General features: G+C 48.4%; 20 protein-coding genes and 1 riboswitch. Of the genes, 15 read left to right on the forward strand and 5 right to left on the reverse strand.

Features of this window, described 5'->3' with window-relative positions; genetic code table 11:
- Positions 1 to 141: 141 nt before the first annotated feature.
- Positions 142 to 1,620, reverse strand: a complete 1,479-nt coding sequence (locus BLS15_RS12425) for an aldehyde dehydrogenase family protein (protein WP_090511775.1) — start codon at positions 1,618 to 1,620, stop codon at positions 142 to 144.
- Between the two features lie 269 nt (positions 1,621 to 1,889).
- On the opposite strand from BLS15_RS12425, the gene BLS15_RS12430 reads away from it, so the two are divergent.
- From BLS15_RS12430 to BLS15_RS12445, 4 genes are all read left to right on the forward strand, one after another.
- Positions 1,890 to 3,161, forward strand: coding sequence for a stalk domain-containing protein (locus BLS15_RS12430; RefSeq protein ID WP_021252768.1), 1,272 nt, complete (start codon positions 1,890 to 1,892; stop codon positions 3,159 to 3,161).
- A gap of 305 nt (positions 3,162 to 3,466) precedes the next feature.
- The gene (locus tag BLS15_RS12435; protein ID WP_021252767.1) at positions 3,467 to 4,126 is read left to right on the forward strand and encodes a TetR/AcrR family transcriptional regulator; all 660 of its coding nucleotides are present in this window, start codon (positions 3,467 to 3,469) and stop codon (positions 4,124 to 4,126) included.
- Positions 4,127 to 4,140: 14 nt separating this feature from the next.
- Entirely contained in the window at positions 4,141 to 4,323 is a 183-nt protein-coding gene (locus BLS15_RS12440; protein ID WP_021252766.1) for a hypothetical protein, read from the forward strand.
- Between the two features lie 53 nt (positions 4,324 to 4,376).
- Positions 4,377 to 4,658, forward strand: coding sequence for a hypothetical protein (locus BLS15_RS12445; RefSeq protein WP_139170660.1), 282 nt, complete (start codon positions 4,377 to 4,379; stop codon positions 4,656 to 4,658).
- 158 nt (positions 4,659 to 4,816) lie between these two features.
- On the opposite strand, the gene BLS15_RS12450 is transcribed toward BLS15_RS12445, so the two are convergent.
- Entirely contained in the window at positions 4,817 to 6,265 is a 1,449-nt protein-coding gene (locus tag BLS15_RS12450; protein ID WP_028533488.1) for an alpha/beta hydrolase family protein, read from the reverse strand.
- A gap of 263 nt (positions 6,266 to 6,528) precedes the next feature.
- Between BLS15_RS12450 and BLS15_RS28975 the strand changes: the two genes are divergently transcribed.
- From BLS15_RS28975 to BLS15_RS12460, 3 genes are all read left to right on the forward strand, one after another.
- On the forward strand, positions 6,529 to 6,681 hold the full coding sequence (locus tag BLS15_RS28975; protein ID WP_155987352.1) for a hypothetical protein: 153 nt from the start codon (positions 6,529 to 6,531) through the stop codon (positions 6,679 to 6,681).
- Positions 6,669 to 6,743: a hypothetical protein gene (locus BLS15_RS29960; protein WP_368087123.1), complete on the forward strand. Its 75-nt coding sequence runs from the start codon at positions 6,669 to 6,671 to the stop codon at positions 6,741 to 6,743. The genes BLS15_RS28975 and BLS15_RS29960 overlap by 13 nt, the downstream gene beginning before the upstream one ends.
- A 128-nt stretch (positions 6,744 to 6,871) precedes the next feature.
- Positions 6,872 to 6,962: riboswitch (cyclic di-GMP riboswitch) on the forward strand.
- 128 nt (positions 6,963 to 7,090) lie between these two features.
- The gene (locus tag BLS15_RS12460; protein ID WP_021252763.1) at positions 7,091 to 8,152 is read left to right on the forward strand and encodes a CAP domain-containing protein; all 1,062 of its coding nucleotides are present in this window, start codon (positions 7,091 to 7,093) and stop codon (positions 8,150 to 8,152) included.
- 73 nt (positions 8,153 to 8,225) lie between these two features.
- Here BLS15_RS12460 and BLS15_RS12465 read toward each other — a convergent pair whose 3' ends face one another.
- From BLS15_RS12465 to BLS15_RS12475, 3 genes are all read right to left on the reverse strand, one after another.
- A complete protein-coding gene (locus BLS15_RS12465; RefSeq protein ID WP_231515193.1) occupies positions 8,226 to 8,843 on the reverse strand; it encodes a class D sortase in 618 nt (205 codons plus the stop codon).
- Positions 8,844 to 9,028: 185 nt separating this feature from the next.
- Positions 9,029 to 9,961 carry an NAD(P)/FAD-dependent oxidoreductase gene (locus BLS15_RS12470; RefSeq protein WP_021252761.1) on the reverse strand — a complete coding sequence of 311 codons (933 nt, stop codon included), beginning with the start codon at positions 9,959 to 9,961 and terminating at the stop codon, positions 9,029 to 9,031.
- Positions 9,962 to 10,036: 75 nt separating this feature from the next.
- The gene (locus BLS15_RS12475) at positions 10,037 to 10,324 is read right to left on the reverse strand and encodes an alpha/beta-type small acid-soluble spore protein (protein ID WP_028533490.1); all 288 of its coding nucleotides are present in this window, start codon (positions 10,322 to 10,324) and stop codon (positions 10,037 to 10,039) included.
- A 163-nt stretch (positions 10,325 to 10,487) separates the two neighbouring features.
- Between BLS15_RS12475 and BLS15_RS12480 the strand changes: the two genes are divergently transcribed.
- The 8 genes from BLS15_RS12480 to BLS15_RS12515 all read left to right on the forward strand — a co-directional run bounded on the left by BLS15_RS12480 (position 10,488) and on the right by BLS15_RS12515 (position 18,894).
- Complete coding sequence (locus BLS15_RS12480; protein WP_021252759.1) at positions 10,488 to 11,600, forward strand: SGNH/GDSL hydrolase family protein; 1,113 nt, start codon at positions 10,488 to 10,490, stop codon at positions 11,598 to 11,600.
- Between the two features lie 210 nt (positions 11,601 to 11,810).
- Positions 11,811 to 12,569, forward strand: a complete 759-nt coding sequence (locus tag BLS15_RS12485) for a glycosyltransferase family 2 protein (RefSeq protein WP_021252758.1) — start codon at positions 11,811 to 11,813, stop codon at positions 12,567 to 12,569.
- Positions 12,570 to 12,574: 5 nt separating this feature from the next.
- Positions 12,575 to 13,348 (forward strand): glucose-1-phosphate cytidylyltransferase, encoded by a 774-nt coding sequence (gene rfbF / locus BLS15_RS12490; RefSeq protein ID WP_021252757.1) that lies wholly within the window; start codon positions 12,575 to 12,577, stop codon positions 13,346 to 13,348.
- The gene (gene rfbG / locus BLS15_RS12495) at positions 13,345 to 14,433 is read left to right on the forward strand and encodes a CDP-glucose 4,6-dehydratase (RefSeq protein ID WP_036667605.1); all 1,089 of its coding nucleotides are present in this window, start codon (positions 13,345 to 13,347) and stop codon (positions 14,431 to 14,433) included. The genes rfbF and rfbG overlap by 4 nt, the downstream gene beginning before the upstream one ends.
- Positions 14,430 to 15,659 (forward strand): class I SAM-dependent methyltransferase, encoded by a 1,230-nt coding sequence (locus tag BLS15_RS12500; protein WP_028533492.1) that lies wholly within the window; start codon positions 14,430 to 14,432, stop codon positions 15,657 to 15,659. Before rfbG ends, BLS15_RS12500 begins: the two co-directional genes overlap by 4 nt.
- Positions 15,660 to 15,662: 3 nt before the next feature.
- Entirely contained in the window at positions 15,663 to 16,574 is a 912-nt protein-coding gene (locus BLS15_RS12505) for an NAD-dependent epimerase/dehydratase family protein (protein WP_090511782.1), read from the forward strand.
- A gap of 152 nt (positions 16,575 to 16,726) precedes the next feature.
- Positions 16,727 to 17,410 (forward strand): response regulator transcription factor, encoded by a 684-nt coding sequence (locus BLS15_RS12510; RefSeq protein ID WP_021252753.1) that lies wholly within the window; start codon positions 16,727 to 16,729, stop codon positions 17,408 to 17,410.
- Positions 17,407 to 18,894 carry a sensor histidine kinase gene (locus BLS15_RS12515; protein WP_028533494.1) on the forward strand — a complete coding sequence of 496 codons (1,488 nt, stop codon included), beginning with the start codon at positions 17,407 to 17,409 and terminating at the stop codon, positions 18,892 to 18,894. Before BLS15_RS12510 ends, BLS15_RS12515 begins: the two co-directional genes overlap by 4 nt.
- The last annotated feature ends 145 nt before the right edge of the window (positions 18,895 to 19,039 follow it).

Consider the following 19,039-nt stretch of genomic DNA (forward strand, 5'->3'; position numbering starts at 1 on the left):
GACTGCTGAAATAGAATGAGACGTCCCAGCTTGTCAGACCAGTAGGAAAAAGACCGACTCCTAGAGACCGGCCTTCCCTTCTTATTTAGCTGCTGGCAGCTGGATAACTGTCATGTCATGCCAAGGGTTAGAAATGCAGCATTAATCAAGATTCACCCATACCGTCTTCACTTCGGTGTAATTGTCTAGCGCATAGGAGCCCATTTCACGTCCGATTCCTGACTGCTTGTAGCCACCGAATGGAGCGGCTGCGTCGAATACGTTGTAGCAGTTGATCCATACGGTTCCTGCTCTAAGCTTGCTTGCAAGATAGTGGGCGCTCTTCAAGTCCTGTGTCCATACGCCAGACGCAAGGCCGTAGTCGGACTGGTTAGCCTGTTCAATCAAGTCATCCAGCGTATCATACGGCAATGCTGCAATAACTGGGCCGAAGATCTCTTCGCGAGCAATGGTCATCTGCGGATCAACCTGTGCAAACACCGTTGGCTCGACGAAGTAGCCTTGATTGTAGGGTACGCTTCCGCCCGTCACCAATTCAGCGCCAGCTGCTCTGCCTGCTTCGATGTAGCGCTGGACGACATCATGCTGCTCGGAGGACACGAGAGGCCCCATCTCCGTGTCTAAGTCCAAGCCAGCTCCAACACGAATGCGCTTCGCCTTGGAAGCGAGGTCAGCAACAACGTTATCATAGAGCTTCTTCTGCACGTACAGCCGTGAGCCTGCTGAGCACACTTGCCCTTGGTTGAAGGTAATGCCGCTGAGCGCTCCAGGGACTGCGCGGGACAGATCAGCATCAGGAAGAATAATGTTCGGCGACTTGCCCCCAAGTTCAAGGGTAACCTTCTTCAGGGAGTGGGCAGCTTCCTGCATGATGGATTTGCCTACTACTGTTGATCCTGTGAAGGCAATCTTATCAACATGTGGATGCTGGACAAGCGGAGCACCAGCTGTCTCGCCGAAGCCTGGAATGACGTTCACGACACCCGGCGGGAAGCCGGCTTCCTGAATAAGCTGTGCGAGATAGAGTGCTGACAGCGGCGTCTGCTCAGCTGGCTTCAGGACAACCGTACAGCCAGTGGCCAGCGCGGCGCCCAGCTTCCAAGCAGCCATCAGCAGTGGGAAGTTCCACGGAATGATTTGTCCTACTACACCTACAGGCTCATGTCTCGTATAGGTGAGGAAATTGCCGGCCGTCGGGATCGTTTGTCCAACATTTTTGGTTGCCCAGCCAGCATAGTATCGGAAATGCTCGATGGTGAGAGGAAGATCGGCAGCAAGTGTTTCACGGAGCGGCTTGCCGTTGTCCAGCGTTTCCAGCTCCGCAAGCTCTCGCTTATTCGATTCAATTAAGTCTGCCAGCTTGTAAATAAGGCGGCTGCGATCAGCCCCGCTCATGCGGGACCATTCACCATGATCGAAGGCATCGCGAGCAGCTTGTACGGCTCTGTCGACGTCTTCTTCCTGCGCTTCGGCAACAACAGCCAGCACTTCACCAGTTGCGGGATTCATAGAGGAGAATACGTTATTCTTCACGGATTCTGTCCATTCTCCATTGATGAACAGCTTTTTCGTACCTTGCAAGAATGCTTCTACCTTAGGACTGAACTGAATCTGTGACAAGATGCAATCACTCCTTCTATTTGGAATTGGTACAGTGGTTAATAACTTGTACATCTCATATGTATTCTTGCGATCAGCGAATCATTCCCATTGAGATATCTTTGATGTAAATAGAGACTGATTTGCAGATGAGGTGCGACAGGCCTGTGAATAAACTGGAACATTAAGGAATTGCAGGAATTCTATTGAGAAATAAGTTAAAATAGATCCGAATGAGAGAATAATAGAGCAATCGCTCTCATAATCTTGTAAGAAATGAGGGAGCTTTCTTGAAAAAGCGATTTCTTATCTGTTCGCTGTTGTCTATGCTATTGACCTCTACGCTGCTACTTCCGCAGCAAGCAGGCATCGCAGAGGCGGCTGGGAACAGTCAATCTATGAAGACGAAGATTATGCTGGATAACTATCCGCTAGATTTTCAGGCAGAGCCCATTATTGTACAGGGGAATACGATGGTTCCATTCCGTGGAATCGCAGAAGCGCTCGGCATCGAAGTGCTGTGGAATGCGAAAGATAAGACGGTAACGGCGAATCAAATGGCTGCAGATGGGAAGAAGGTAGTAGTTCTGCAATTGAACCAGAAGATAGCCAAAGTGAATGGACAGGCCGTGCAGTTGAGTGCAGCGCCGTTTGCCCGTACCGGAACGACCTATATTCCGCTCAGCTTTTTCAGTAAGCAGTTCGGTGCACAAGTATCCTGGAATCAGAAAACGAAAGTCGTCTCCTTGCAGTCACCGCCGAAGAAGATGTACAGTATGGCCTTTTATGCGGTAAAAGCTTTCGGCGAGCGCCAGTATATCCCTCAATTTGATACTGTGGGATTTGGCTGGGCAAGGCTTCAAGAAGATGGAACGATCACAACGAGCGGCAAAGACTTCTATTGGCCCCAAGCTGCAGGAGAAATAACACCTGAGGGGATAGTGGATCAGGCAAAGCAGGAAGGAACTAGTCCGTATCTCATGGTGTTTGCTTCAGATCGGAAGAACGAGCTGACGAAAATGCTAGAGGATTCGGCGCTTCGCGATAAGGCGATTGCGGATATTGTGCAGCTTGCAACGGACAAAAATTTCTCCGGCATCGTGCTTGATTTTGAAGGGTTGGGCTTGTCTGGAGATATTGGGAAGGCAAAGCGGGACTTTAATGAGTTCGTTACACGTTTGGCCCAGAAGACTAAGGCATCTGATCTCAAGCTCTCTCTTGCGCTTCATCCATTGAATGGAGCCTATCAAGGATATGACTATAAGACATTGGCAACAGTGGCGGATGATCTCATTATTATGGCGTATGAATATACGAGAGGGAAAGTGCCGGAGCCATTGGACAAAGTGAATGAGGCCATTACGCTTGCTTTGAAGGAAGTATCGAAAGAGAAGCTGGTATTAGGCATTTCGACATGGAGCGAGAACGAGAAGACGATTAGCAGTGTAATTGGGCTTGCGAAGCGCCATCAGTTGAAAGGGACAGCATTGTGGAGATTAGGACTCATTGGGGAATCCTCTAAAGCACAGATCGATAAAAATGTGATTCCATTAAAATCGTAGCTTGGACAGCACTTTTTTATATCATTGAATAAGTTGTGTACGGTGTATGCAATTCCATAAGTAACCACTCTGTAAGGGCAGCAACCATATGAGTCAGTCCCTTAAGAAGGGCGAAGACGCTCCAAAACCACTGAATTGTGTGGGAATAGGGGCGTCTGCCTTTTTTATGTGCGTTCACACCAATGTGGGAGGCAAAAAAGTTCAATCGAATAGCGAAGCGTCTTACGTTATTGACGAAAGAGTTTGATTGTGACATCATCATTATAGATACCAACGGTCGGTATTAAAATGGAGGAGGAAACAGTATGGCAAGAAACAAATATCCAGAACAGACGCTGGAGCAGATTATGGCGGTATCAGCAAAACTCTTCATGGAAAAGGGTTATGACAAAACGAGTATTCAAGACATTATTAATGAAGTAGGAATGTCCAAGGGAGCGATCTATCATCACTTTATGTCCAAGGAAGAGATTTTGGAGGCGGTTATGAACCAGCGCTCAGATCGTACAGCAGACATGTTCCAGACCTTAATACAGAGTACTCAAGCAGCGAATGCCCGCGAGAAGCTCATTTCCCTATTGGAAGCTCTTGCAGTCGATCACGATGCGCACTCTCTTGATGCTCTCCTATGCTCACAGATCCATAATCCACAGTTTGTCGTGAATGGGATCAAGGATTGCGTTCTGCAGGATGCGACGCAGCTTGCTTCTATTATGAAGCAAGGGATGGAAGATGGATCGATTAGGACGGAATATCCCGATGAATGCGCAGAAGTGTTCTTGCTGCTGTTGAACGTATGGATGAACCCGGTACTGTTTATGCGAGACATCGAGGGAACCGTTCGACGTCTCCGATTTCTGCAGCTAATGATGAAGCAATTAGGCGTGGATGTTGTCAGCGACAGCTTGATTCAGAAAGTGATGGAGCAATACAAGAACATGGGGGCTTTCCTGAATGTAGAGTGAAGGAGGAGATGACAATGCAAATGCATGTAGGATTTATCGTTGGATCTGTCATCGCGAGTGTGGTTCTAATAGCGGGAACCATCGGACTCGTGCTGAGCAAGCGGCGTGGCGATACAAGCACTTGGGCAGGCTGGGCGGTTCTGTTTGGCGTATGTGCTTTAGCAAGTGCAGTCATTAACTTAGGAATTGCAAAGTGAGAATGAGAGGGACCTGTGATGAAGATGAGGAAGAACTTGGAGAGGGGGAGCGCATGAATATGAGAAATAAGAGGCTGCTTGAATCTACGAAGAGGCTGTCTGACAGCACCTACAAGAGAGCAATGAATCAGGCTTATCAAGCTGCACATCCATCTCGGAAGGCGGCATACAGAGGTGCTATAATAAGTGGTGGTATCGGACTGCTGCTGCTGACTGTAGGAGGAGTCCTACTTGGGCTTGGTCAGACAGGATGGGGATTAAGCTTGCTCGGCTCCGGAATTGTGGTTGCAGGTATCAATGGATGGAATGTCCGCCGAATTTCAAGTAAGGGGTAGAACAACTTTTTTTTGCACAAATAGATACCAACCGTCGGTATATTACTTATGATTAAATCGATTCCTTACCCTGTAATTGATTTTTTATCTTCATTAGACTGGGGCCGGGAAGGGAAGGAAGACTGCCTTTCCCGGCCTAGTAGCATTACTATTGTGTGTCAACGAAAAGTAACTTCGGGATATTCACTGCTGGTGCTGTTCATCAGCGCTCCGCCAGTACCCTTCAGGTTCTTATTGAAGAAATCCAGAACATAGTGATTGACGACAGATGACCCTCTGTACCCGTCGATTGTTCCTGTAATACCGGCGTATTGCAGGAGATTCGAATAGAGCTGCAGGTCGGTGAAATTATAATGCTTCGCACCTTCCAATTGAATGATGCTTCCACCGTGCTGCTTTACTTTCTCCATTATGGCAAGCTCTTGTGCAATGATGCTGCTCATCTTCGTATCTGTAATAAGCCCCTTACGCTGCTGCTCCTTCATCTCGGTGAACTTATCAGCCTTCAGGAACAGGGCGGGCTTGTCGGCTAGTCTATTGATGTCTAATTCATAGAGAGAGCCATCCATATTAACCGCCGCTTTGACGCGGGGGTTCGTGTTCAAGACGTTAAATGCGGTCGCACCCCCGAAGGAGTGGCCCATGACACCAATCTTGTCCATGTCGATGGCGCCCGTAAGTGGGCTTGGCATGTGACCAGCATTCAAGCCATCCAACTGGCGAATGACGAAATTCACATCTTCCGTCCATACCGTTCCGATGGATTTGCCTACCGTATAGAAATTATCCATGTTGAAAGTAGTTCGATAGTCTGTATTTATGCCATCTGGAAACGCTGTAGCTACTGTGCTGTACGGATGGTCGATGGAAGCGACAATATAACCGTGGCTGGCCAGCTGCTCGGCTTGAGACACATGAAGCAGTCGGGTTGTCCCCATTCCATGATTGATGATTATTAATGGATAGGGAACGGAAGTAGGCTGTACTGCTGCTTCTTCATAGGCATTGCTGCGGATGTACTTCCAATAATCGAATATCGGTTCAGGGAGCCTGATAAATGATGATAATCCCTTTTTATAGGCAGTGAGCATCTTTGGATCCTCAGGAAAGACAGGTACGGTCTTCTGCACATTATCTACTTGTGCGGGGTACCAGAATTGCACAAGGATTTTACGTTTATCTCCACCATTCTCTGTATAGATCTCCTCTCGACCTTCATCCGTTAGCGACATCGTAAATGTGCCTACTTGATAGGGTCCCTCCAGTTTCGGCAGCTGAAAAACAGGCAAGTATGACGACAACAAGACGTTCAATGTGATTACGACGCAGGATAGGCCAAATAAAGTATAGCGCACAGATTTCCACAGATTGAACGTGCTAGATGACCGTATACTTTTCCAACATAGACTCCCCGTTACTACGATAGTTAGGCTGTACACGCCGAACATCTGCCATCGATAACCCTCTTGCCACAAGTGCAGCGTGAGAATGGACATGCTGATTGTACTGGCTACGATGCCGGTTAGCCGGGGCAGTTTGCGTGTAAATAGAGTACTTATCAATAATGCAAAGCAAGAGAAAGCTAGCAATATTTCATAGAGCCGCATAACGTTCCTATTCCTCCCGTTCTTCAGAGCGTACTTGCCTCTGTCTATTGAGCGTAAAGGGTGAAGATTAAGGAGAGGTCGATCGTTCGTTTAAAATTCGTTTAAAGAGTGAACCACGTATGTTTCAGTTTTTGTTCAGAATCATGGATTATTGTGTAAGTAGACTCTCGCCTAACGACGACTGACCCTGATCAGCCTACGGTACCTGGTGAGACGACAGATCCCGATACAGGAAATACGACGGAACCGGGTGGAAGCATGGCATGGGCAATCCAGACGGTGACAAGGATGATGAAGGAAATCCTGATGATGCAGATCTAGGAGGCAAGACGGATTCGAAGAAGCCGAATGCTAAGCGGGGGGTAAGCTGCCGCAAACTGGTGAAGAAGCGCCTGTATCGCCAATCGTCGGTATGATTCTCATTACTGCCGCAGCACTCATGTGGATAGCTCGGAAACGATTATTTGTAAGGCGTTGATATATGAACCGCCAAGGAGAGTTCCTTGGCGGTTAGCCTACTATTCTGTCCACATACAGAAGATTACAATCGTTCAGGAGTGTACAAGCAGTTCTGTTGCATGTTACCATAGACATATAACTGTTACATTTGGATAATGGCAAACCCTCGCGAAAGCAGGGGACGCAAAGCCACGGGTCTAATGCATTTACACAATGCGATGACAGCCGGGTTGCCCTAATTGCGACAATACGAGCGTCTATTTAAGTGCGCCGCCATTAGGGTGGCGCTTTTTTGTATATACAAGAAGCGCCCCTGGTGTTCATCTCATTCGAGCGGATAACGTCAAAGAATGGGAGATGGTAAGGATGCGGACACGTTGTACGGAAACGACTGACAACAACGCAAACTGGCAAGTAGAAGAAAAACAATCATTGGTAGGCAGCAAGCGAAGAATTGCAATAGGGCTTAGTGCTGCATTGCTGTTCGGCATGTTCATGCCACAGCCAACTCTCTATGCAGCGGATGAAACTAGCGGAAGCGGGACTGCTGCATCAGAATTGTTGAATGTGCCACAGGCGGCAGGAGTCAAGGTTCAGGGCATTTCGCTCGGTATGAGTGAGAAGCAGCTCTTCGAGCGACTGGGACAACCAGCACGCAAAGACGTAAGCGAGTACGGGTTCGAGTGGTACATCTATAACAAGGATTATAAGCAGTATGTGCAGGTCGGTGTGCTCAACAAGAAAGTTGTAGCTCTATACTCGAATGCTAAGGCTGATTATGGCAGCATTGGATTTGGTTCGACGAAGCAGGAAGTTACAGCAGCCTACGGGTCTTCCATCAGCCGAATTAAGAAAGGCAATACCATCTATAACTACAAGGATAACGGCGGAACATACAGTATGCACAAGGTAGGCGACGTTTATGCGACGGTGTTCTATGATGTGAGTCAGCGCGGCACGGTAACAGCTGTCCAATTCATTGCTGAAGCTGTGGAGTTGTCGTTCAAGGGTTACTTCGGTACGCCTAGCGAGCAATTGCGGACAAGCTTCGAGCAGCAAATATTCGATCTAGCGAACGCAGTTCGCGTACGCAATGGCAAGAAGCCGCTGCAATGGAACGATAAGATCGCAGGAACAGCACGCAAGCATAGCGGTGATATGGGAGAAAGAAGCTTCTTCGATCATAATAATCCGGATGGTAAGTCGCCGTTCGATCGAATAAAGGCAGACGGAATCATATATAAGTCCGCAGGAGAGAATATTGCCGCTGGCCAGACGAGTGCCATCTTCGTTCATGAGAACTGGATGAACTCGGAAGGGCATCGTGCCAACATATTAGGAGATTATTCGCGAATGGGTGTAGGCGTATTTTTCGGAGGTAAATCGAAAGTCTACTACACGGAAAACTTCTATACGCCACGAAGCTAGCAGGCCGTGTTAAAAAGACGCCTTCAATCCCACAGAAACAGTGGTGTTGGAGGCGTCTTTGATTGATGCGGCGTTATGGGGTCTTCTCCATGACAGCCTTCACAATAAGCCGGTGTGTGGCTGTGTCGATTGGATCACAGGTGATGAGTGTCAGCTCCCGATCCGTTGGATTCTGATCGAGAACGGACAGATCTTCTGGGGTCACGACGGATTTCGATTGCACGGTATACGTGTAGGTCTGATCCGACGTTTCTAATTGAACTTTATCGCCTTGTTTTAACTCATTGAGTCTATTGAAGTGTCTGCCGAATGTCAGACTACGATGGCTCGCCAATACAAAGTTGCCGATCTCGCCCGGCATTCGGCCGGGGACAACGATTCCACTTCCAACCTTGAGAGAGGCAGGTGTGGCTTCTTCTACCATAGGTTCCCGCAGATCGATTTTGTCGATCGATATTGCCCCATATACAAGGAGACCGTCAATGGATTTAGGCTCCTGTTTTTTTGGTGTGGTTGAATCGGTTTGTATCTTGGAGGTTACTTGAATGCTGTCTTGCGGCAAGTTGTCCCACTCCGTAAGGAGCCGAAGCTCTCTTTGTTGTTCGTTGTATTGATTCCACTTCGGATATAGGATAAGGGCTAACCCGGCAAGGAGAAACAATAGAGCCGTGAAACCAAGCAATCTGGACATGATTTGATTCTTTTTCGTAATAAGAGGCACCCCCTTAACGCACTATGTCTGTGCCTCTATTGTACCGTATGTAGCAATATGTTTTCCATAACCCACCATGCTGGTAGGTGCAGTTCGTAGGGGATCGGATAGCAGCAGTGAAGCTCAATTGCAGCAACCGGATGCTGGAAGGAGGCGTTAGCAATCTAAGATGATGAGGATCCTTCCTTAGGGGAAGCCTGCTGAAGGATTGCTTTATGCATCCAAATTGCAGCTTGTGAACCTTCCGCCATCGCAATCGTAACCTGTTCCGAATGCACACATACATCTCCTGCCGCCCATACATTCGGGACATTGGTCATTTTCGTACGTGGATCCACCATAATGTGTTTATTTTCATGCCGCTCTATCCCAATCTGCTCTGCGAGGGAGGACTTCACCTCATTGCCTCCGAAGGCAACAAATCCACGCTCTCCATCGATGATCCTTCCATCGGAAAGTCTCACGCCACGGAAGACACCTTCTTCCTTACATACTACTTCTTCAATCTGTGCATCAATTACTTCAATTTTCTGTGCGTCCAATTGTTGCATTTGATCAGCAGACAAGGGTTTCTGCTCGTGATTCACATAGACGATGTCACGGGTCCAATACAATAGCGTTAGTGCCATATCAGCTCCGGTAGAGCCAGAACCGAGCACAATGGTTCGCCGACCGCTCACTTCATAACCATCGCAATCAGGGCATACATACACCGTAAGGCCTAGGCAGGGCATGAGATTGGGCAAGGATGGAAGCCGATCCATGATTCCAGTGGCGAGCAGGAGTGTACTTGCTGTGAAGAGGCCGTTCTCTGTTGTCGTCACGGTGAAGCCATGCTCGCCATTAGGTGCGAGACTCGTCACGGTATCTTCAAGCAGATGTATGCCTAACGATGTGGCCTGCCGTTTACCCAAAAGACGAAGCTGAGTACCGGACACTCCCTCAGGCCATCCGAGCACATTATGGTAGGAACGGCATATCGTAGATCTGCCATAACCACTATCGATCACCAGCACGCGGTGTCGGTATCTCCCCAGCTGAATGGCAGCTTGCAGCCCGGCAATGCCGCCACCAATAATAATGCTCTCATAGCACATAAGCAGACACTCCTACCGTTTCTGAATGATTATTGCATGAAATAATGTCTGGCATGCCAAGAAAGAGATCTTATCTTACTTCCCCTGCTGCTTCGTTAAATTCTCCTGAGCAAGGCGAATCATCTCCCGCACCATCGAGCCGCCGATTCGTCCGCCAACGCGACCTGCATCTTCCGTTGACAACTGTCCATTGTACCCTTCTTGCAACGGCACACCCAGTTCCTTAGCTACCTCATATTTGACATCATTCGGCCGGTTCGGATCTACTGCAAATCCTTCGCGGCGCATGACCTCGGCTTTAAAAGCATTGACACTGTTCTCGGCACCTGTAACAAGCAACTTTCGACGACTTCTTCGGGACATAACCTTGTTCCTCCTGTGTCTTCAAAATTAATACTCTTCATACATTCCCCCTCCCAATCGAAATTATGTAAGAAGTGAAGAGGAGTAGGAATATACTATGGAGAATTAATCCAGTGAGTAAGTGTCTGTTTGGGTAAGCACACCATTCGAGAGGAGCTTGCAAATGGATTCGGAATATCAAGATGTACAAGTGAAGGAAGCAGAGTTAACGGTGGAGCAGCAGAGGACGAATACATCCGATGTGATCTGGTATTCGCCGCTTGAAGCGCCGTTCGCAATTGCTGGATTACACTGGCTGTCTACGGAGGGGAAATATCGACGGCTCCCCGTATCGCCAGAACACAAAATTCCAGAGGGAGTCGACTGGCTGGCGGATCATACAGCAGGTGGTCAGATCCGCTTCGTGACGGACTCTTCGAAGCTGTTTCTGCGGGTGAAGTTATCTGGCCCACACGACATGTATCATATGTCGGCGACGGGGCAGTGCGGCTTCGATTGCTATGTGGAAGCGGATGGACATCTCCACTACCGAAGTACGACGGCAGGATGGAATCCTAGAGATTCTGAGTATGAGTCTGTCCTATTTTTCCGAGATGAAGCACAGAAAAGGCTTGTCGTTCTGAACTTCCCGCTGTATCAAGGGGTAGAGGAGATTATGGTCGGGTTGAAAAGGGATGCCATCGTGGAGTCCCCGCCTGCCTATGAGGATCCAGGCAAGGTTATTGTTTACGGAACCTCCATCACCCAAGGGGCATGCGCCATGCGTCCTGGAATGTGTTACACGAACATTCTTAGTCGAAGAATCAATCGTGAATTCATTAACTTAGGCTTCTCTGGCCATGGAAAAGGAGAGGCCGAGCTAGCTCATATTATTGCATCTATATCCGATCCAGCTTGTCTTATTCTGGACTACGAAGCGAACAGCGTCTCTCCAGAACGATATGCGGAGACACTGCCGCAATTCGTAAGGATTTATCGTGAAGCGCATCCAGAAGTTCCGATTCTTATATTATCGAGACTTGCATTCTCCTTTACACGCTTCGATGAGGAGGACTCCAGACTGCATCAAGTGCGCAAGCACATGCAGATGACGTTAGTGGAATCCTTGCGGCAAGCAGGGGATCGTCTTATCTACTTCTGTGATGGTGAACAGCTTCTTCCACAGCATGCTCTTGAATGCTTCGTGGACGGCACTCATCCTACCGATCTAGGGTTTGTGCAGATGGCAGATGGACTGGAGCCAGTACTGCGAGAAATACTGGAAAGCAATTCTTAATATAGCCTTACACAATAAGCAGGGAACTAGTTGCATACGGAATGATTCAGAGGTGGCCCAACCAAGGGCCGCCTTTTTTATCGTATTAGCGTTGATGGAAGAAGCAGAACCGGACAATGGCGATGAAAAAAGGTATGTATGTAGGAACGATTATGAGAGGCTTCTATTATTTGAGATTCATATAGTAATAGGAAAAGGAGGTATGGAAACATGAGAACTGTAATCTCTCACTTCTACAATGAGGAATATTTGCTGCCATGGTGGTTGAAGCATCATGCTTCACTTTTTGATCATGGAATTCTCATCAATCGAGGGTCGACGGATCGCTCTGTTGAAATTTGCCGACAATTGGTTCCCCATTGGGAGGTTCGAGATTCCAAAGTCCCTACATTTGACGCAGAACAGGTTGATATAGAGGTCATGGAAATCGAGGAAGAGTGCATGGGCTGGAAAATGGCGTTGAATACAACGGAATTTTTATGCTTCCCTGATAAGAATAAGTTCTTTTCTTCGCTGGATGAGATGGGCAGCAGTATGTATTCTATTCGTACGATTATGCTAGTTGATGACCCTAACTACGGCTATGATGAGCCGGATCCAGCCAAGCCTTTAGTAGAGCAGCGCCACCATGGTTTTATTTTGCCTGATACCGGCCGATTCATTCATAAGTACTCTCGGGGTAATTATGCTCCAGGAAGACACTTCTCTTCCCATCCGTTTATCGATTACCCCTTCAATGATAATCCGTATCCGGCCATTGTTATCAAGTTTTTCTATAGCCCATGGACAGAGGAAACACGGCTTCGAAAGTTACAGATTGGGCCAACCCTTTCAGAAGGCAGTATTTATCGAAGCATGGGGCTACAGCATCTCGTTACCCGCGAAGAATTAGAGCGGAGATATAACAGTTATGTGAACCAAGCGACCGATTTAAGTCGTCATCCTGTTTATCAGCGTCTATGGAGGTGAGCTGTATGAAGGCGGTCATACTTGCAGGCGGATACGGAACGAGAATTGGTGAGGAGACGCAGGTCAAGCCGAAGCCGATGATCGAGATTGGCCCCCAGCCGATACTGTGGCACATTATGAAGCTGTACAGCCATTATGGAATTCGTGAGTTTATCATTTGTCTGGGGTACAAGGGGCACGCCATCAAAGAATATTTCATCCATTACTATATGCGGCATACGGATTTCACGTTAGATATGGGTAGTAACACTGTTGACTATCATGGGGACAATACTGTTCCGTGGAAGGTTACACTAATCGATACTGGTGAGGGGACAGAAACGGGAGGACGGATTAAGCGAGTTCAAGCGTATGTTGGCGACTCTACCTTTTGCCTCACCTATGGAGATGGCGTTAGTAATGTAAATATTGCTGAATTGATTGCGTATCATCAATCCCATGGCAAATATGCGACAGTAACGGCAGTTCAACCTCCAGGGAGATTCGGTTCGCTTGCCTTGGCGCAGCAGCAGGTCATTGATTTTACAGAGAAGCCTGCAGGGGATGGCGGCTGGATAAATGGAGGCTTCTTTGTATTGGAGCCTGACGTGTTCCCATATATTCTAGATGATGCTGCCGTATGGGAGACGGATGTCTTAACCGAACTAGCACGCCAGCGGCAGCTTATGGCTTATGAGCATCATGGCTTCTGGCACCCGATGGACACAATGCGGGATAAGAAGAAATTGGTGGACTTGTGGGAACGGGGACAAGCGCCGTGGAAGGTGTGGCAGGCATGATCAATGAAGCTTTTTGGCAGGGAAAGAAGGTTCTTGTTACGGGACATACGGGCTTCAAGGGATCCTGGTTGACGATATGGCTGTCCTTGATGGGTGCGGAGGTTGTTGGATACGCCTTACCACCGAGTACGAAGCCGAATCTGTATGATGCTGCCGATATTCAAGCAGTGTGTGTGCACTCCGTTATCGATGATGTGAATGATTATTCAGCTCTGCTGAAGGTGATGTCGGAGCACGAGCCGGAGATTGTGTTCCATTTGGCTGCACAGCCGCTCGTACAAGCGTCCTATGAACATCCGGTAAGCACCTTTCACACGAATGCAATGGGAACGGTGTATCTGCTGGAGGCGGTTCGTCATACAGCTAGCGTTCGTGCTGTAGTCAATGTAACGAGCGACAAGTGCTATCGCAATACAGGGGAATCGGTGCTTCCATTTCGCGAAGAAGATCCGCTAGGCGGTCATGATCCTTATAGTGCTAGTAAGGCTTGTGCCGAAATCATTGCAGCAAGCTATCGAGATTCCTATTTTCGCAGCGAGGATGGTCAAGGGCCTAGAATGGCGTCCGTTCGGGCAGGTAACGTCATTGGCGGCGGGGATTGGACAGAATCTCGTCTTCTGCCGGATGTAATAAGAACTTGTTCCGCCTCTGAACCACTACTTGTTCGGAACCCGAACGCGGTACGACCGTGGCAGCATGTGTTGGAACCCGTGCACGGTTATCTTCTTCTCGCGGAGAAGCTGTGGGATCATCCGCAGTACGCAGATGGATGGAACTTCGGGCCGCTGGAACAGCCAGACACAACCGTTCAAGATATCATTCAAATGGCAGCAGAGATCTGGCAGGTAGACATACAAGTGGTGCTAGAACAAGTAGCCTCTCGCTATGAAGCTCCTAGACTATCTCTGGATAGCAACAAGGCTGCACAGCTATTAAACTGGCATCCGAAGTTGTCTATCAAGGAGGCTGTAGCATGGACGATCTCCTGGCATCAGCAGTATCGTGCAGGAATGAACGCTAGAGTGCTATCAGAGCGGCAGATCGTCGACTATGTTCGCAGAGAAGGAGGGAGAGAAGGCAAATGAACTCACATTGTCGGATATGCGGTACACAGCTTGTGCATACCTTTGTCGATTTAGGACAATCTCCACTTGCAAATGCCTTCCAAACACCAGAGGAATTGGGAGATGCCGAACCCTATTATCCGCTCCATTCGTATGTATGTGATACTTGTTGTCTCGTACAGCTTGATCAGTTCGCGAGCCCGGCTAGTATATTCAAGCATTACTTATATTTAAGCTCCTATTCTACGAGTTGGCTGAAGCATGCAGAACAATATACAGACATGGCGATTCGCAGATTTCGACTGAACGGCGATTCACTGGTCATCGAGATTGCGAGCAATGACGGTTATTTACTGCAGTATTTCCATCAGCAGGGTATACGAACACTGGGGATAGAACCAGCAAGCAATGTGGCTCAACTTGCGAGGGATAAGGGAATTCCGACGAAGGCAGAGTTTTTCGGACAACGGCTGGCGGAAGAGCTCGTTAAGGACGAGGGGATTAGCGGGAATCTAATCGTAGCGAACAATGTGCTGGCTCACGTTCCGGACGTGCAGGATTTTGTCGCTGGTCTGAAGCGGCTGCTCCATCCGGAAGGTACCATTACGATTGAATTTCCGCATGTACTCAATCTTATTCGATATAAGCAGTTCGATACGATTTATCATGAGCACTTTTCTTACTTCTCCCTGTTCTCGGCTCAGCAGCTATTCTCCATGCACGGACTCCAAGTAACAGATGTAGAAGAACTTTCTACACATGGGGGGTCATTGCGCTTGTATGTCATGCATGAGGACAAGGACAGATTGGCTGCAGCAGCTGTGCAGAAGGTTCTGGAACAGGAACGGCAGAACGGACTGCACGACTGGCGGGCATACACCGCGTTCGCCCAGCAGGTAGAACAGATGCGGGAGGATATTATCCGATTCATGATGGAAGCTCGCAATCAAGGCAAGCTGGTGGCAGGTTATGGGGCACCGGCGAAGGGCAATACGCTGCTTAATTATTGCGGGTTCCACACGGCATGGCTTCCATTTACTGTGGATCAGAATCCATATAAGCAGGGGCTGTATTTGCCTGGTTCGCGAATTCCTATTCGCAGTCCTGAGGAGCTGAAGCGAGTACGTCCAGATTATGTGCTTATACTGCCTTGGAATTTGAAAGAAGAGATTATGGAGCAGTGCGCTTATATCCGAGAATGGGGCGGTAAGTTTGTCATCTTTGTTCCAGAGATTGAAGTGGTGTGAAGGATGGATAAAATACTGGTTACAGGCGGCAGTGGGTGGATCGGCAGCTTCGTCGTTCAGATCTTGCTCCAGGAAGGGTACGACGTCCATGCTATATATCGGAGAGCGCATAGAGCGGATCTCTTCTGTACGTGGCATCAGATAGATTTGTGGGATGAGGAAGAAGTGAAGGCCCTTATCGAACAGGTAAGACCGACACACCTTATTCACCTTGCCTGGGATGCTATTCCGCCGCAATGCTATACTTCTCTGAGCAACTATAACTGGATGCAATCCAGCAAGACGCTTATTGATCATTTTATTCAAAGTGGAGGACAAAGATTAATCGTTGCTGGCTCTTGTGCTGAATATGAATGGACACCGGGATTATTGTCAGAGGTCAATTCTCCATTATCGGAGAAGACTTTATATGCGGTATGCAAAAATTCGCTGCGTGCTTGGCTGGTGTCTTTTACGGAACAACGAGGGATAAGCAGCGGCTGGGCACGTATTTTTCATTTATATGGCCCTTATGAGCAAGGGAACCGTCTCGTATCTTCGATTATTCGCTCGCTGTTGGCCGAACGGGAGGCAGCCTGCTCACACGGCAAGCAGTATCGCGACTTTCTGTATGTCAAGGATGTGGCGGATGCGCTGGTGTCTTTTCTCTTCAGCAAGGTGGAGGGCGCATTGAATATCGGTTCAGGGAAGCCGGTTCAGGTGAAGCAGATCGCCCTGATGATTGCCAAGAAGTTGGGGCGTGAACGTTTGCTTCGATTCGGGGCACTCCCTGATCCCGTAGATGAACCCTTGTATGTTGGCGCTCATGCTGGGCGCTTGAAGCAGGAATTGCGATGGCAGCCTCAGTATAGTTTGTCGGCAGGAATAGACGAAACGATCGAATGGTATAGGAATATCCAGAAGGATATTCGCTAAATTCACTTGATCGATTTATCGTAGTAGTGAATGGACTCCATGCATTCGCGCAGCCTCAATAAATTTTAAGCGAACGCTCAGCTGCATTTCAGCTAATAATAGGATAATAGAAGGAACAGGGAATATATCGCAGCAGTGAGGGAGAGGCGTGGATGTATCGGAGCAGAGGGATTCGAATTCTCATCGTAGATGATGAGCCGAATATTTTACAATTTCTTGAGCTGGGCTTGGTAAATGAGGGGTTTGATGTGCAGGCTGCACAGGATGGCGTAACTGCCGTAGCCCGATTTACCGAGTTCCAGCCTCATGTCGTTATATTGGATGTGATGATGCCGGGGATGGACGGATATGAAGTGTGCCGTATGCTGAAGAAGTCAGAAGATGTGGCGGTTATTATGCTTACGGCGAAGGATGAGGTGGATGACCGTGTGAAGGGGTTGAATCTGGGGGCAGACGATTACATGGTCAAGCCATTCAGCTTCGCTGAGCTATTGGCACGAATTCAAGCACGGATTCGCAATCAGTTCCCGACGATGTTCGGGGATGTGCAGATAGGGCCATTCGTGATCGATGACAAGCGCAAGGAAATGAAGTATAGCGGCAGTGTGCTGGCGCTCTCGCCAACGGAGTATGATCTGCTCAAGTTCCTCGTGCTGAATCGTGGCGTGGTATTGAGCAAGTCTGTCATCTTGGATCGGGTATGGGGTTATGACTTTGGGGGAGAGGACAATATTGTCGAGGTATATATCCGATCTTTGCGGGAAAAGTTGAACGACAAGGAACATCAGTTAATTAGAACGTTGCGTGGAGCTGGTTATCGGGTAGATATCCCATGAGGAATCGATGGCGTTCCGGTCTAAAGAGGATCGTAAACTTGTATTCACTACGTACCCAATTGCTGTATCGTTCTTTGCTTGTCATTGCTATCTTGCTGGTGATCGTCGGCATGCTGCAGTATATATTTATGCGCGAGGTTGTGTATCAGAATAAAGCAGCGAGTCTTCAAAGTCATGCAATGAGCATTCCTGGATTCGTCTGGAAGCGGGTGGGACAGTATCATCGTCAGCTTGAACAGTCGGGACAGCGTGTACCCGAACCCTCAATGCCGATGCTGCTTATGCCGGATACCCATGTGGCCTTCATTGATCAAGCAGGGGACTATCATTCACTGCCGAATGGGCAAGGTGAACTTGCCACCGTACAATTGAATGCTGAGGAGTATAAGAAGGCAAGAAGGGCTCCTCTGGGCAATCCATCCTACCACATTGCAAATGATTCGAACGGAAAAGAACAGTTGGTTGTACTGCATCCCGTCTTATCAGCTCCTGGCAGGGAAATAGGGACGGTGCAGATTAGTGCGCCAACGGCTCCGCTTAACGACTTGCTCATGGGGCAGACGCTTACTTTTCTCATGATAGCTGCTATAGCGATGTTACTAGGGGTAATTGTGCTGCTTCCAGTCATCCGAAGGACGCTGCGACCGCTGTCTGCAATGGTGAGTACAGCTGAACAAATCGATGCAGGCAATCTGGATAGGCGCTTCTCCACCGCGCAGGGACAATCTGAGGTGGATCGTCTAGCCGATTCTTTCAATAGCATGCTGGAGAGGCTAGAGACTTCCTTCGACGCGGAACGGGAGATGAAGGAGCAGATGCGACGCTTCGTTGCCGATGCATCCCATGAGCTTCGTACACCGTTGACTTCGATCCATGGATTTCTAGAGGTTCTGCTTCGCGGGGCGGCCCAGCATCCCGAACAGCTGCATAAGGCATTAACAAGCATGCATAGCGAGTCGGAGCGACTAAGTAAGCTGATTCATGATTTGCTTCTGCTGGCGAAGCTGGATCGAGATGGGGCGCCCTCCATTGAACTGATCGAAGGATCTCTAGATGGAATCATTCGTAGCATGGAACCGCAGCTAGTAATGCTGGCAGGAAAGAGAACGGTGACGATTACGCTAGAGCCTCAGCTGTTATGCAAGCAAGATCCCGATAAGATGAAGCAGGTTGTGCTCAATCTGGTGCATAATGCGGTTCAACATACGGATGAAGAACTAGGGCACATTCACGTCGAGGGTATGAAAAATAAGAATGGAGTTCAGCTATCCGTCTCTGACAATGGGTTGGGTATTGCTCCTGAGCATCTTCCTTATCTGTTCGATCGATTCTATCGCAGCGAATCTTCGCGGAATCGCAAAAGTGGAGGTTCCGGACTAGGTCTGGCTATTACGAGATCGATCGTTGAAGCGCATGGTGGAACGATAGACGTTGTTAGCCGAATAGGCGAGGGCAGTACATTTCGGATATGGCTGCCTCGGTAAATGGATATTGGACGGGGCTTATTGGTTGATTATCTAACTTGCCCTGCTTATTGAGCAGTAGCGGCAGGATGGACTGATAATGATTAATTCTATGAAAAAAAGAAGCAGAATCCTCCGTGAAGTGCGTAGGAATTCTGCTTCTTGA

The organism is Paenibacillus sp. cl6col, from assembly GCF_900102125.1.
Lineage (GTDB): Bacteria > Bacillota > Bacilli > Paenibacillales > Paenibacillaceae > Paenibacillus_B > Paenibacillus_B suaedae.

Excerpts from the sequence above, each read along its gene's own strand:
- BLS15_RS12435 (WP_021252767.1), top strand. The coding sequence starts at position 3,467 with ATGGCAAGAAACAAATATCCAGAACAGACGCTGGAGCAGATTATGGCG.
- BLS15_RS12440 (WP_021252766.1), top strand. The coding sequence starts at position 4,141 with ATGCAAATGCATGTAGGATTTATCGTTGGATCTGTCATCGCGAGTGTG.
- BLS15_RS12445 (WP_139170660.1), top strand. The coding sequence starts at position 4,377 with ATGAATATGAGAAATAAGAGGCTGCTTGAATCTACGAAGAGGCTGTCT.
- BLS15_RS12450 (WP_028533488.1), bottom strand. The coding sequence starts at position 6,265 with ATGCGGCTCTATGAAATATTGCTAGCTTTCTCTTGCTTTGCATTATTG.
- BLS15_RS28975 (WP_155987352.1), top strand. The coding sequence starts at position 6,529 with ATGGGCAATCCAGACGGTGACAAGGATGATGAAGGAAATCCTGATGAT.
- BLS15_RS12460 (WP_021252763.1), top strand. The coding sequence starts at position 7,091 with ATGCGGACACGTTGTACGGAAACGACTGACAACAACGCAAACTGGCAA.
- BLS15_RS12465 (WP_231515193.1), bottom strand. The coding sequence starts at position 8,843 with ATGTCCAGATTGCTTGGTTTCACGGCTCTATTGTTTCTCCTTGCCGGG.
- BLS15_RS12470 (WP_021252761.1), bottom strand. The coding sequence starts at position 9,961 with ATGTGCTATGAGAGCATTATTATTGGTGGCGGCATTGCCGGGCTGCAA.
- BLS15_RS12475 (WP_028533490.1), bottom strand. The coding sequence starts at position 10,324 with ATGTCCCGAAGAAGTCGTCGAAAGTTGCTTGTTACAGGTGCCGAGAAC.
- BLS15_RS12480 (WP_021252759.1), top strand. The coding sequence starts at position 10,488 with ATGGATTCGGAATATCAAGATGTACAAGTGAAGGAAGCAGAGTTAACG.
- BLS15_RS12485 (WP_021252758.1), top strand. The coding sequence starts at position 11,811 with ATGAGAACTGTAATCTCTCACTTCTACAATGAGGAATATTTGCTGCCA.
- rfbF (WP_021252757.1), top strand. The coding sequence starts at position 12,575 with ATGAAGGCGGTCATACTTGCAGGCGGATACGGAACGAGAATTGGTGAG.
- rfbG (WP_036667605.1), top strand. The coding sequence starts at position 13,345 with ATGATCAATGAAGCTTTTTGGCAGGGAAAGAAGGTTCTTGTTACGGGA.
- BLS15_RS12500 (WP_028533492.1), top strand. The coding sequence starts at position 14,430 with ATGAACTCACATTGTCGGATATGCGGTACACAGCTTGTGCATACCTTT.
- BLS15_RS12505 (WP_090511782.1), top strand. The coding sequence starts at position 15,663 with ATGGATAAAATACTGGTTACAGGCGGCAGTGGGTGGATCGGCAGCTTC.
- BLS15_RS12510 (WP_021252753.1), top strand. The coding sequence starts at position 16,727 with ATGTATCGGAGCAGAGGGATTCGAATTCTCATCGTAGATGATGAGCCG.
- BLS15_RS12515 (WP_028533494.1), top strand. The coding sequence starts at position 17,407 with ATGAGGAATCGATGGCGTTCCGGTCTAAAGAGGATCGTAAACTTGTAT.